A 12,850-nucleotide genomic window follows, 5' to 3' on the forward strand; every position below is an offset into this window, starting at 1 on the left:
GGTGATGCCCAGGCAGTAGCAGACCGCGGAGTTAGCTGCGGAGCCGCGGCCCTGACAGAGGATCTGCTGGCGGCGCGCAAACGCCACCACGTCCTCCACGGTCAGAAAGAATGCTTCGTATTGGAGCTCAGCGATCAGCGCCAGCTCGTGCTCAACCTGCTGGCGGACGCTCTCGCTCGCCCCGTCTGGCCAGCGTCGGGCCATGCCGGCCATCGTGAGCTGCCTCAGGTAGCTGGTGGGCGTGTGGCCATCGGGCACCAGCTCCCGGGGGTAGGTGTAGTTGAGCTGGTCCAGCGTGAAGCGGCAGCGCCGGGCGATGTGGACCGACGCTGCCAGCAGGTCCGCTGGATACACCCGGCGCAGCACCTCGCGATGGCGCAGATGCCGCTCGCCGTTCACCGACAGCGCCGCGCCGGCGGCGCACAGCGGTTTGCCGATCCGGATGGCGGTCAGGGTGTCGGCCAGGGCGCGGCGGCCCCGCCGGTGCATGTGCACGTCGCCGCAGGCGGTCAGCGGCATCCCGCAGTCCTGGCTTAAAGCGCGCAACTCCTCCAGCAGGCGCTGATGGCAGCTCTCAAACAGCAGCTCCACCCCGATCCAGCAGCGGCCGGCAAAATGCTGCTGCAGCCAGTGTCCCGAGTCTCTATCGTCGCGCTGCTCATCGTCAGGGCACCACAGGAGCAGCACGTCGGGGGCGTCCGGCGGTGTGTCCAGCAGCTCTTCCAGCACGTCCTGGCGGCTCAGCCGGTACTGGCCTTTGGGCGCCGCGCGGCGACCGCGGGTGATCAGTTGACAGAGCTGCGTGTAGCCTCGGTGGGTGGTGGCCAGCAGGACCAGCTTGAGGCCGTCTTCGGTGATTATTTCGGTGCCGATGATGAGCTGGAGACGCTTTTCCGGCGGCAGCCCGTTGGCCGCCTCGAAGGCCCGCACCACGCCGCTCATGGTGCATTCATCGGTAATGGCCAGCGCCTGATAGCCGAGCTCGCTGGCGGTCTGCACAAGTTCCTTGGCGTGTGAGGCGCCGCGCAGGAAAGAAAAATTGCTCAGGCAGTGCAGTTCAGCGTAAGGCGGGGGTACGGCAGACATACTGTTTATTTATACAGTAATTGGGCTATCGCTGGAAAGCACTGGCTCACAGTTTGGGTGTTGATCAGCGAACCCCGTCGCGAGCCAATCCAAAGCCTGTCGAGCACCCGCCGACGATTCCCGTTGCTCGGGAGCGGTGCTATGGTGCGCTTGAGGTCAAAGCCAACAGGAACCCATACGGTGACTCAGGAAAACCTGCAGATCAGCCTGATCCAGAGCGAAGTGAAATGGCACGACAGCGCCGCCAATCTGGCCAGCTTTGCTGAGCAGATCGCCCGCTTGGAGAACCCTGGCCATCTGATCATGCTGCCGGAGACCTTCGCCAGCGGCTTTACCCAGGAGCCCGCGAAGGCGGCTGAGGCGATGGACGGGCCGGCGGTCAACTTTATGCGCGAGCAGTCGCGCCTGACCGGGGCAGCGATCACCGGCTCGCTGGCGATTGCGGATCGCGGGCACTACTTCAATCGGATGCTGTTCGTCGCTGACGGCGAGGTGCTGGGTAGCTACGACAAAAAACACCTGTTTACGCTCGCCGGCGAGCACAAGCGCTACGCCGCCGGCAGCGAGCGGGTGGTCGTGGACTACCTGGGATGGCGCATCTGTCTGCAGGTCTGCTACGACCTGCGATTTCCGGTGTTTTCCCGCTGCCGGAACGACTACGACCTGCTGCTGTACGTGGCCAACTGGCCCATGCCGCGGGCCCATGCCTGGAGCACGCTCCTGCGGGGCCGAGCGATCGAAAACCTCTGCTACACGGTTGGCGTTAACCGTACGGGCCTGGATGGCAACAACTGGGAATATGCCGGCGGGTCAGCGGCGGTGGACTACCTCGGTCATGATCTTGTCGATCTGGGAACCGAGCCCCGCTGCGCCACCGTGACGCTCAGTCTCGCCGATCAGAACGCCTTTCGAGACAAGTTCCGCTTCCTGGACGACGCCGACGACTTCGTCTTGCTCGACGGTGAGCGACAGGAGAAGACAGCTCTGCGGGGCGCTGGGTAACCCTCCACCGTCAGGTCCGGGTTAGCCGGGTCTAGAAAGGTTTCCAGAGAATCAAAGGTCATCCAGCGCGTGGTGCGCTGCTCCTCAATCGACGTCACGGTGACGTCGAGCAGCTCGACTTCGACAAACCCGCAGCGCCGCAGCCACCGCGCCAGCAGCGGCGGGCTGGGAATAAACCAGACGTTGCGCATTTTTGCGTAGCGCCCCTCCGGCACCAGCACCCGATTGTCGTCACCCTCAACCACCAGCGTTTCAATGATGGCCTGACCGCCGGGCCTCAGTAAGGACCGAATCAGCTCCAGGTGTTCCAGCGGCGAGCGCCGGTGGTAAAGGATGCCCATGGAAAAGACGGTATCGAAGCCCGTCAGGTCCGGCGGGAGCTCTTCCAGGCCGATCGGCAGCAGGGCGGCGGGCAGGTCCGGCAGGAAATGACGCAGCGCGGCAAACTGTAGGCCGAACAGGGCGGTGGGGTCGATCCCCAGCGCGGCGCGCGAGCCGGCGCCCATCATGCGCCACAGGTGATAGCCGCTGCCGCAGCCGATGTCTAAAACGATGCGGCCCTCCAGGCTGTCCAGGGCCGGCGCCACGCGGTCCCATTTCCAGTCGGAGCGCCACTCGGTGTCGAGCTCGAGGCCAAAGAGGGAGAACGGGCCTTTACGCCACGGGTTCAGTTCCGCTAGCGCTGCTTCGAGTTCAGCCAGGTCCGAGCTGGAGATCTCGCCGGATGCGGTGACGGCAGACGCGTTGAGATCGACGTGATCGACCCGCGGCCGGGGCAGCGAATCCAGGGCCTGCTGCCAGCGCGGAAGGTCACCGTGTTGCTGCAGCCTGCCGAGACGCTCTGCGTCGCAAAACCACTCCAGCCAGGGGCCGAGTCGAGAGTTCTGCAGCGCTTCGCGGAACGCGCCGCCAGGTGTGAACCGCTCGGCGTTCAACTACTTGAAGGCGACCAGCGAGGCGAAGTTGAAGCACTGAAACCACTGTTCAACCTGGCGAAAGCCCGCGCCGTGCAGCCGCGCCCGATGGTCAGCAATCGTTTCGCGCACGAGTACGTTTTCCAGCGCGCTGCGCTTGCGCGCAATCTCGAGCTGACTGTAGCCCTGGCTACGTTTGAAGGCGTGATACAGATCGTGAAACAGCGTATCGCTGGCCGGGTCCTCGAAAGCAATTTTCTCGGACAGCAGCAGCACCCCGCCGGGCCGCAGCGCGTCTGCAATCCGACTCAGCAGCGCAGTGCGTTCACCCAGCGGCACAAACTGCAGCGTGAAGTTCAGCACCACCACCGACGAATTCTCAAGCGGAAAGGCGGTGATGTCCCCCAGCTCCAACTCAACCGGACCGTTTTTCTGGTGGTCCGCAAGGCTGGCTCGGGCCCGGTCGATCATGGCGGGGGCGTTGTCGACGCCAACGATCGTGACGGTTGCGTCGTCTACTGCGTCACGCATGGCAAAGGTGGCCGCGCCGAGCGAACACCCGAGGTCGTAGCAACGGCTCCCGGGCTGCGCATAGCGCCCGGCCATCGCGGCGATCGTCGACAGCGTGGTCGCATAACCCGGGATGGATCGCTCGAGCATGTCGGGAAACACCCGAGCCACGGCGTCGTTGAACTCAAACGGTGGCTCCTCCGCCGCCGCAGGGGAGGCGAACAGCTTGTCTTTGGTGCGGGTCATGATTATCTAGTTGGCTTGTGTTCGGCGGCTCCGGCTCAGCGCCAGCAGCAATGCTCCAACGAGCATTATGCCGCCCCCTATCGCCCACAGCATGCGCTGGGGGGTTCGCTCGCCCTCGCTCAGGGCAACCGCGCTATCGCCGGCGATGATCCAGCCGGCCCAAGCGCTGGCGGGGTAGCCGGCGGCGGCAAACTCTTGGCGTGTCTCGGCGAGAGCAGCACCCAGCGGCAAACCGCTGCGCAACCGAGCGTACCAGCGGCTGACAAAACGGCTCGCCAGCGCGTCGTCGATCGGCCACAGGTTGGCGGCCACCGATACGGCCCCGGCGTCGAGCAGGGTGCTGGTGAGTCCTATCAAGCCTTCTCCGGTCAAACGCCTGCCTGCTGCACTCTCGCACGCGGAGAGCAACACCACCTTCGGCGGGAGTCTGAGCTTCGACAGTTCCCGTACGGTAAGCCAGCCGTCACTTCGATCGTCTGGCGCGAGCTGAAGGCTGGAGTTCAGCGGGTCGTCGGGCTGAATCTTGACGTGGGTGGCAAAATGCAGCCATGCAGTCCCCCCGGTCAGCGCTGCTAGGGCTTCGCTCTCTGACGCGGCGGCGCCCGACAGAATACGGCTGCCGGCCCAACTATCGGCAATCGCCGCGGCCTCCGTTAGTGTCGCCGGCAGGCGATCGTGGTTTGCCGGCTTTCCAGTTCCAGGCATTGGCGTTATCGGGGGCATCGGGTTGGCGAAGATCGTCGGTCCAATGCTGAAATCCGGTGCCACTGCCGTTGAAGCGCGTGAAGCGTTGGACCAAGCCTTGAGTGACCCGTAGCTCGAAGCGTGCAGGAGCCTGGGGTTATCGCCTCCGATCGCGCCTAGCGGAACCGCGTGAAGCTCACCATCCGGCAGGAACACGAGCGGTCCTTCGGATTGACTCAGCGCACCTGCCAGCGGATCGACGAGCATCTGTCGAAGTTCCTCAAGTGCGGCGCTGATGCGGCGGTGATCTCCGCTCCGTACTCCGCTGCCCAGCAGGGCAAGCTGCGCGTCAGCTCGGCGCTCCGTGTCCAGCTCGACTGTACGAATCTCTCCGCCGCTCAGTACGAACGCGCGGCGCGAAAAATCCCGGTCATGATGCCATTGAAAAAACACTGCGGTACTCTCGGGCGGAATCTGGTCCATCAGCGCGAGCTGAGAATCAACCGTGGCTGAGGTTGCGGGCAGCATCGGGGCCTTTTCTGCTCTCGAAAACTCGTCGTCCGATATCAATCGCGGTGTGGGTTGTTGAGCCAGTTGCTCCCGCCAGCGAACCCAACCATCAAGGGCCACCATGTCAGCCGCTGCGTCGAGCTCGGAAGCTCGCCGGCCGGATCGAGCAGCCTCCAGGATCGCCAGTGCCGTCCAAAGATTGCGCACGGGCAACGCGCCGTCATGAACGGCGTTAATCACCTGGTCGGTGAGCCAATAGTGGTCGTTATTTAGATATCCTAGGAACTCGCTCGCTCTCTCACCAACCCGCTGCAGGTTTCGTCCAAACTCTATTTGCGACAGCAGTTCAAGGCTTCGCTCAACAGACCTGACGTCAACTGGTTCAGCCCAAACAAGCCGAAGCTCAGCTTGCGCCAAAAGCAACTTCATTTCCGGTGTGGCATTACCGCCAAAACCCTCTCTCGCGGTTTTGATCCAATTGGCGGCTGATTCATAATCCTCCGACGCTAGCGCAATCGCTAAACGTGTCTCACAAAGCGTGCGGAGGTCGTCGTAGCCGATTTCTTTTGCGCTCTCTGCACACCATTTCAGATCCGTGACCCTGTTCTCATCAGGCATTAGTGTCTGACGAGCCAAGCCAGCGTGAATTCGCACAGAGAGAGGTATTTCCATGCTGTCTCGTATTTCTTCCAACTTCGCAAGAATTGTCGCTTTGCGGGAATTGCTGGACGATCGATCAAACTGCAACGTTAGGAGGTCAACTTTGCTTGCAAGCCCGAGACTCGATCCTGAAGTCCCCGGAGCGCGGTCCGCAACTCGTTGCAACGTGATGAGAGCCTGCTCACGGTGTCCAAGACGAATTGCGACACGAGCCCGCCAGTGATCGAAGTAAAGTTGAGTTACGGGGTCCACAGCCTCAGTGAGGTTTGCTGAAGCCTCAAGAACTTGGAGCGCTCGAGGGATATTGTTGAGACCAAACAGTCGATGCCTGGCGAGGCTTGTGGCTGCTTTTACCTGATCAGTGGGAAGCGAGAGGATTCGGCTCAGTTCAAAAGCCTTTTCCGCCTCCCAAATTGCAAGTTCGAATTGCTCATTCGCGTCAAGCCCGAAGCTCAAGAAGCGACGAGCCTGCAACTCGCACTTGGCCTGCCGATTTTTTAAGCAAAGAAAGGTCGCACGACGGGCATATTCAACAACGGAATCAAAATCTTCCCGCATATAGCCCAACTGTGCGAGCGCTAAAGCCACTTTGTGGGAGGGATCTTTTCCTTCAGACAGTCGATGAACCAAGTCTTCCCAAGCGACGGAAAACTCGGGATCCTGGTTCGATTCTTTGTAGTCGGTCCAGCACTGCTGGGCGGATTCTACATCTAGGCATGGGTAAGCGTGGCTTTGCTTCAACTCACCTAAAAGCAGCAGACACGCCAACGCCGCGCTTGCCAGTTTGGAAAGCGCCAGCGTTGGCGCGCCGCTGCTCAGCGTGCCGTGGTTAAACCGTGCGTTTGTTTTCTTCAACCACGACGATATGCGGCGGCGAAAGCTGGAAGCCAGAATTGTTGGGCTCCTGATCACCATCATCCAGAACCGCGACCGTTATGGCTGCGCCTGCGGCCGCGCCCACAGCCGCCGCAAGCAGCGTTTGCCATGGTGGTGGCTTTGTTGGGTTGCCATTTGACATGCCTGTTTCTCCTCTTTGTTATTGCTTGTCGAGTTTGGGATCGAATACAAAAGACTGCTCTGCCGAGACTCGGCCGCTGTCGCTGCCGCCAATCACTTTTACTGACCAAAGGATCTTTTCGCCTGGCGAAAAATTCGCAAGTGTCTCGTCATCAAGCACAAAAGCGGAATCTGTAACTACTCTTCGGACACTCAGGCCGGATACTCCCATAAGCGTCAATTCGTACCCATCAGCGCCCGATACCTGTGTCCAACCGAGTCCGGCCCCTCGTCCAAGACTCTCTGCATGACCCAAAGAAATTGGGCCTGATGCGTCATCTGCTCCACGAAGTACGCCGCTCGGTGCAGGTGCTGCCAGCGGATCCAGCGGGGCAGGGCCGTCGAGCCAGACCACCGCGACCAGCAAGGCGGCCGCTCCGGCCATCGCTGGACCAAAGACCGCCGGGCGCAGCAGCTGCTGCCAAAACGACGGCCGGTCCGGTTGCGGCGGGTTCGTCACGGCTGCAGGCTCGATCGCGGCAGCCTCCTGCTGGACGCTGATCGCCGCCTGCCACGCCAGTGCACATTCGGGGCAGCTCGCCGTCAGGCTGATGATTTCGCGGCGCCGTGCTGCGGGCAGCTTCATATTGACCGCGTCCCAGATCTCTTCCGGCGACGGGCATTCGACCTCGGCGTCGCTGCTGTCAGCCGCGGTCAGCGAACTGAGAAACGCTTCGCGCAGCTCCTCCTCACCCCAGGACATGATTCACTCCTTTTCGACTCAGGCACTCCCGCAGATTGGCCAGCCCCCGATAGACGCAGTTTTCCGTGCGCTTGTTGGGCCAGTCGAGCAGCTTAGCTGCCTCTGGGACGGTGTGACCCTGGAGATACAGGACCAGCGCCTGGCGCCGGCTCTCGGCGAGCTGGCTAAGGCAATCCCAAAGCGCCTCGCGCGCGTCATCCGCCGCCAGTGCATCCTCAGGCGAATCCTTTCGTTCCGAGCCGAACTGCTCGGGTGATACGGCTTGTGTCGTCACGGGACGTCTAGACCTCTTTCTGACCTCGTCGACCACGATGCTGTGGGCGACTCGATACAGGTAAGACGCCAGGAGGGCGGAGTTCTCCTCACCGGATGCTCGTTGATGGAGTTTCAGGAGGGCGGTTTGTACGAGGTCCTCTCGTTCGTCCTCCCCCCAGCGGTAGCACAGTCGATCGACAGCGCGCCGCAAAACGCTCTGAATCCGTTCCAGGTCGTCGCCAGATAACAAAGGCTCTGTCTCCCCACGAGCACGTCGTCAGCGGAATATGATAACGAGTTATCGGTGAAATGTGCCGTTATTGTGCGGAAGTTGGCTCAGTTCGTGACGTTGTCTGCTGCGGCTGCCGCCGGGATTTCCACGCTGCACAGCGACATCCGGCAAGCCGGCAATGGCCGGCGGTCAGGCATCAGAAAACGCCGGCGGGCTTCGGGTAACGTCAGCCGCGCACGACTGTAGTAGCGCTCCAGGCAATCTCGCCGGCTCAGATCGGGATTCTTTGCCAAGAAATCATCAAACGATTCCCCTGGCCTGGCTGACGCCGCGATCAGGGTCAGAAAGGCCCCAGTGATGGTGGCGTGGTAGCGCTCCGGTGCCCCGGCCGAGTCGGCGAGGGCGTAAAGGCTGGAGGCGAGCTTCCTAGGTCCTTCGGGATTTTCTTTCTGAATGCACTCCCAGCCGGCCTGCAGGTGGGCGCTGTGATCAAACGCGTCCGGACGGATTTGTCCGTCGTAGAGTCGAGGAAGAATGGGTTCCGTCACTTGCCACCTCCAATTGGTGGTACAATGGTAACAAGATAACATGGTAGTGGAGCAGATGAAAACCATAGAACGCACCCAGACCGGCGTCCGGCTGGAAAAGAAATTGCTGAAAGTCCTAAAGGCCACCGCCGAATATTGCGACCTGTCGCTCGGAGACCTTCTCGAGGGCGTTGTGTTGCACGTCTTCGAGGGCAAAACGCCGTTTTCGCCGGAGACCCTTGAGAAAATTCAGCAGCTCAAGCAGGTCTATGGACTAGAGCTGACCGCCGCCGATAGTCATCGGCTCCAGGAAAAATAGCGCGAGCGGCGCTTGACACGCTGAGGCACTTAGCGGCGCAATGTGCCGCCGCTGGCACTGAGCCGCGCCTGGAGTGTCTTGACCTTTCATGATCGGAGAATCCTGACTTTGCGTTGGTTCGCGAGCTGTCCTCTTGGCCTGGAGTATCTCCTGGTCGACGAGCTGAAGACCTTCGGCCTGCGCGACGTTCGCGAGGGTCTCGCTGGCGTGCATGCGGAAGGCTCGCTGGCGGACGCTTATCGGGCAGCTATCAGCAGTCGGCTCGCGACGCGCCTGCTGCTGCCGCTGGCCGAGTTCGACGCGCCGGACGCTGATGCGCTCTATGAAGGATGCAAAACGGTGGCGTGGGGCGACCATCTCACCGCACGTCAGACGCTTTCCGTGCACGCCAGCGTGGCCCGCCATCCTGAGATTCGCGACTCCCGTTTCGCCGCGGTGCGGGTGAAAGATGCCGTCTGTGATCAGTTTCGAGAGCGTACGGGGTCCCGTCCCAGCGTGAGCCGATCCGACCCGGATGTTCAGCTCTATCTCTTTGTCGCGCGCAACCAGCGAGCGACCGTTGGCATCGACCTGCTGGGCCGACCGCTGCACCAGCGCGGCTATCGAAGCCGGGGTGGGGCGGCGCCGCTGAAGGAAAACCTCGCCGCTGCGCTGGTGCTGCGCAGCGGTTGGCTCGACGACCCGACGCGGCCGCTTGTCGATCCGCTGTGTGGCTCCGGGACGCTGCTCATCGAGGCGGTCTGCATGGCGCTCAACCAGGCCCCTGGGCTGCTGTGGGCTGAGCTGGTCCAGCTGGGTTGGGCCGGCCACAGTCAAAAACTTTTTGCTGAGGCGCTGGAAGCCGCGCGGGACGCCGCCACGCCGGACCGCATGGTTGGTCCCGTCGTGGGGAGAGACCGTGACGAAAGGGCTGTCGAGTCCTGTCGCCGCCACGCGCTCGCTGCCGGCGTTGCGTACCAGACGACCTGGGAGAACCGCGAACTCGGTGAGGCCTTTGAGCCTTTCGAGCGCGCGGGCACGGTGCTTACCAATCCGCCCTACGGTCGCCGCCTCGGTGGCGGCGAGGAGGACTCGACAGCCCTCGACGATCTCTACCGGCGCCTGGGCGAGCGACTCCAGACAGACTTTGCGGGCTGGCGCGCCGGCGTCTTCACCGAAGATCCGGACCGATGCCGCAGCTTCGGCTTTGCACCGTTTAAGAAGTACCGCCTCTACAACGGCGCGCTGGACTGCCGGCTTCTGCTGTTCCAGGTCCCGGAGGCGCCCCCGGCGCCGAGTGAGCTGGCCCACATGGTCGCTAATCGAATTCGGAAAAATCTCAAGAAGCTGCGGCGCTACGTCGAGCAGCATGAGCTGGAGGCGTACCGAGTCTATGACCGGGATATTCCGGAGTACGCGGTGGCGGTCGACGTCTACGGCTCGCGCGCCAACGTTCAGGAATACGCGCCACCAGCGTCGGTCGAGCCAGCGGTGGCGTCGGCCCGCCTGAACGATGCCGTGGCGGGCGTGCGGCTCGCGCTCGACCTGACCGCTGCGGATCTGGTGGTCCGCCGTCGGCAGCGCCAGCGTGGCGAGAAGCAGTATCAGCGTCGCGCAGCCACCGGCCGTATCGACTGGGTGCGCGAGGGAGGGTATCGCTTTGCGGTGAACCTCGATGACTATCTCGACACCGGGCTGTTTCTGGACCACCGCGAAACGCGTCGAATGGTCGGTGAGATGAGCGCCGGGGCTCGGGTACTGAACCTGTATTGCTATACGGGTAGCTTCACGGTTTACGCTGCCGGCGGTGGGGCTCTGGAATCTACCTCGGTGGATCTCTCGCGCACCTATCTCGATTGGGCTCGGCAGAACCTGGAAGCAAACGGGCTTGCCAGCACGGCCCACCGGCTGCTGCGCGAAGACTGCGTTCGCTTTCTCCGGGGCGGCCAAAACGTGTTCGACCTCATCATTCTCGATCCGCCGACCTTCTCGACCGCCGAACGAGCTGAAGGATCGCTGGACATCCAGCGCGACCACGTTGAGCTCCTCGAACTCTGTCGATCGCGGCTGGCGCCGGAAGGGACGCTCCTGTTCTCCACCAATGCTCGACGCTTCAAGCTGGACGAAGGGGCTCTTGTCGACAGCTACCAGATCACCGAAATCACCCGGTCCACGGTGCCACCGGATTTCTCGCGCCGGCCGCCGCATCATTGCTGGAGACTCATCAAAAAATAAGGCTGATATCCGGTTCAGCGAGGGTTCATCACGCCGCCGTATCTTAGAGGCCAACCTGAAACGAAAGGAGGTCCCTGATGAAACGGCTTAACCGGGCTTTGATGTTGGCGATTTTCAGCACCGGCGTGCTGCTGGCTGCCCCCGCCGTAGCGGACCGCGGCGTTAACGTCGGCTACTACGACGATTTTGGTGTGCAGGTTTATCCGGTCGATCGCCGCTTTCGCAATGATTTTCGCGGCCCGCGCTTTGCGCCCCGACCCTTTGATCGGCGGCATTGGCGTCGCGGCCAGCGACATTTCAAGCGCTACGGCTACTACCCGCGCGCCAACGCGCGACCGGTATTTGTGGAACCGCGCTACTACTACTGTCCGGTACGTCGCGGCTACTTTCCACGGGGCGACCGCTTCTATCGCTGATCACAACACCGGCGGCACAGGGATGTGCCGTCTTTTTTTGTGAGACGGATCACGGCGCTCGAGTCGAAGCTGGCCCGGGTGAGGTTTCTGGTTAATAATCAGCGCCATGCGATGGATTTGCTTCATGATTTTGCTGTGTCCGCTGAGCGGTGCGCTGGCCCAGGTTTACAAGTACGTCGACGACGACGGCATTTTGCACTACACCGATCGTAAGCCTGCTGAAGGCAAAAAGTATTCGGTGATCCGGATGAAGTGTCGCGGCTGCGGCTGGCACAAGGCCGTGAACTGGCGGACGGTGGCGCTCAACACCGGCGACTTTGCCCAGGAGATTGCTGCCGCAAGTCAGCGGCATGCGGTCGACGCGGCGCTGGTGAGGGCGGTGATACACGCCGAGTCCTGGTTTGTGGTGGACGCGGTCTCCGACGTGGGCGCCCAGGGCCTGATGCAGCTGATGCCTGAAACGCAGCGGCGGTTTGGGGTCACAAGCCCGTTCGATCCCTCGCAGAACATCGACGCTGGCGTGCGGTACCTGCGCGAGCTCCTCGACATGTTTGAAGACGATTACCGGCTCGCCAGCGCGGCCTTCAACGCTGGCGAAAACGCGGTCAAACGCTTTGGCGGGATCCCGCCGTACAACGAAACCGAGAATTTTGTGAAGCGGGTCGGCATCCTGCGGGAGCGGTATCGCCGAGCCTCGTCCTGAACCCTGTTTTCCGGCGACACAACGCTGCGGTCTTACCCCGATCCTGTTGCCCTTCAGAGTCGAGGGTGGCGACGGCGGGCTGTCGTTGCTGCGTCGGAGCAATTTACGCAACACTTGCGCGAATGGTCCCCGAGTTCTATTTTTAGGTCTCTATGCCCGCTGACCTCGACCAGGATTTCAGAGCTATGAGCAGTAAGTCGCGACCGTCCCAGCCATCCTTACGGGCCCTCAGGTCCGAACTCACGCCGGCAGCCATGGTCACCGTCATTCTGCTGGGGCTGAGTCTCGGGTTGCCTGCCAGGGCGTTGGAGTTCGAGCGCATGGGGCTCGCCCAGTACCGCCAGACGATCAACAAGGCTCACAAGGCTTATCGGTCCGGGCGCATGGAAGAGGCGCTGGCGCTCTACAACCTCACGGCCCGCTGGGGTGAACCCGACTGCCAGCGGCAGCTCGGCATCATGCTGCTGTCTGGCGAAGGCACGGAGGTGGACCTGGTTGAGGGTATGGCGTGGATTCAGCTGGCGGCTAAAACGCGCCGGAAGTCTGATCTGGACGTGTTGAAGCAGGCCAAGGCGCAGCTGCCGGAAGAGGCCGTCAAGGCTGCGGAGGAGCTGGCGGAGGAATGGAAGCCGCTCTACGGCGCCAAAGCGACAGGCATCAGCTGTAAGCGGCAGCGACTCAAAGACAGCGGCCGCAAAGAGGTGTTTTGTGAGCGCCGCGCTGGCGGTATGGCTGACGCCAAGATTGTTGAGGTCCCGGTCCTCGACTCCCAGTACTACTGGGCCATCGACTGACCCCCCAAGAACGTTCGAC

General features: G+C 62.2%; 14 protein-coding genes. 7 read left to right on the forward strand and 7 right to left on the reverse strand.

All coding sequences use genetic code 11. The features are described from left to right. Positions 1-1,086: PHP domain-containing protein (locus AAF358_19305; protein MEM7707708.1), on the reverse strand; the 1,086-nt coding region annotated here is incomplete at its 3' end. Positions 1,087-1,266: 180 nt separating this feature from the next. Here AAF358_19305 and AAF358_19310 point away from each other — a divergent pair. Further along, entirely contained in the window at positions 1,267-2,088 is an 822-nt protein-coding gene (locus AAF358_19310) for a nitrilase family protein (GenBank protein MEM7707709.1), read from the forward strand. On the opposite strand, the gene cmoB is transcribed toward AAF358_19310, so the two are convergent. Genes cmoB through AAF358_19325 form a run of 3 tightly spaced genes read right to left on the reverse strand, consistent with a single transcriptional unit; the run spans position 1,983 to position 5,192 of the window. After that, entirely contained in the window at positions 1,983-2,978 is a 996-nt protein-coding gene (gene cmoB / locus AAF358_19315) for a tRNA 5-methoxyuridine(34)/uridine 5-oxyacetic acid(34) synthase CmoB (protein ID MEM7707710.1), read from the reverse strand. The genes AAF358_19310 and cmoB overlap by 106 nt on opposite strands. 45 nt (positions 2,979-3,023) lie before the next feature. Continuing rightward, positions 3,024-3,758, reverse strand: coding sequence for a carboxy-S-adenosyl-L-methionine synthase CmoA (gene cmoA / locus AAF358_19320; GenBank protein ID MEM7707711.1), 735 nt, complete (start codon positions 3,756-3,758; stop codon positions 3,024-3,026). A 6-nt stretch (positions 3,759-3,764) separates the two neighbouring features. Further along, positions 3,765-5,192: a CHAT domain-containing protein gene (locus tag AAF358_19325; protein ID MEM7707712.1), complete on the reverse strand. Its 1,428-nt coding sequence runs from the start codon at positions 5,190-5,192 to the stop codon at positions 3,765-3,767. A 1,204-nt stretch (positions 5,193-6,396) separates the two neighbouring features. Here AAF358_19325 and AAF358_19330 point away from each other — a divergent pair. Then, positions 6,397-6,627: a hypothetical protein gene (locus tag AAF358_19330; GenBank protein ID MEM7707713.1), complete on the forward strand. Its 231-nt coding sequence runs from the start codon at positions 6,397-6,399 to the stop codon at positions 6,625-6,627. Between the two features lie 21 nt (positions 6,628-6,648). On the opposite strand, the gene AAF358_19335 is transcribed toward AAF358_19330, so the two are convergent. The 3 genes from AAF358_19335 to AAF358_19345 all read right to left on the reverse strand — a co-directional run bounded on the left by AAF358_19335 (position 6,649) and on the right by AAF358_19345 (position 8,406). Beyond that, positions 6,649-7,371, reverse strand: coding sequence for a hypothetical protein (locus tag AAF358_19335; protein ID MEM7707714.1), 723 nt, complete (start codon positions 7,369-7,371; stop codon positions 6,649-6,651). Beyond that, a complete protein-coding gene (locus AAF358_19340) occupies positions 7,358-7,876 on the reverse strand; it encodes an RNA polymerase sigma factor (GenBank protein MEM7707715.1) in 519 nt (172 codons plus the stop codon). The genes AAF358_19335 and AAF358_19340 overlap by 14 nt, the downstream gene beginning before the upstream one ends. A gap of 86 nt (positions 7,877-7,962) precedes the next feature. Beyond that, positions 7,963-8,406 carry a hypothetical protein gene (locus AAF358_19345; GenBank protein MEM7707716.1) on the reverse strand — a complete coding sequence of 148 codons (444 nt, stop codon included), beginning with the start codon at positions 8,404-8,406 and terminating at the stop codon, positions 7,963-7,965. Between the two features lie 55 nt (positions 8,407-8,461). Here AAF358_19345 and AAF358_19350 point away from each other — a divergent pair, with 55 nt between their 5' ends. From AAF358_19350 to AAF358_19370, 5 genes are all read left to right on the forward strand, one after another. Then, positions 8,462-8,704 carry a hypothetical protein gene (locus AAF358_19350; protein MEM7707717.1) on the forward strand — a complete coding sequence of 81 codons (243 nt, stop codon included), beginning with the start codon at positions 8,462-8,464 and terminating at the stop codon, positions 8,702-8,704. A 108-nt stretch (positions 8,705-8,812) separates the two neighbouring features. Further along, positions 8,813-10,918 carry a bifunctional 23S rRNA (guanine(2069)-N(7))-methyltransferase RlmK/23S rRNA (guanine(2445)-N(2))-methyltransferase RlmL gene (gene rlmKL, locus AAF358_19355; protein MEM7707718.1) on the forward strand — a complete coding sequence of 702 codons (2,106 nt, stop codon included), beginning with the start codon at positions 8,813-8,815 and terminating at the stop codon, positions 10,916-10,918. Positions 10,919-10,995: 77 nt separating this feature from the next. Next, positions 10,996-11,334, forward strand: a complete 339-nt coding sequence (locus AAF358_19360; protein ID MEM7707719.1) for a hypothetical protein — start codon at positions 10,996-10,998, stop codon at positions 11,332-11,334. Positions 11,335-11,458: 124 nt separating this feature from the next. After that, positions 11,459-12,037 (forward strand): lytic transglycosylase domain-containing protein, encoded by a 579-nt coding sequence (locus AAF358_19365; GenBank protein MEM7707720.1) that lies wholly within the window; start codon positions 11,459-11,461, stop codon positions 12,035-12,037. A gap of 185 nt (positions 12,038-12,222) precedes the next feature. Then, complete coding sequence (locus AAF358_19370; GenBank protein MEM7707721.1) at positions 12,223-12,831, forward strand: hypothetical protein; 609 nt, start codon at positions 12,223-12,225, stop codon at positions 12,829-12,831. The last annotated feature ends 19 nt before the right edge of the window (positions 12,832-12,850 follow it).

The organism is Pseudomonadota bacterium (assembly GCA_039033415.1).
Classification (GTDB): Bacteria; Pseudomonadota; Gammaproteobacteria; order Xanthomonadales; family SZUA-38; genus JANQOZ01.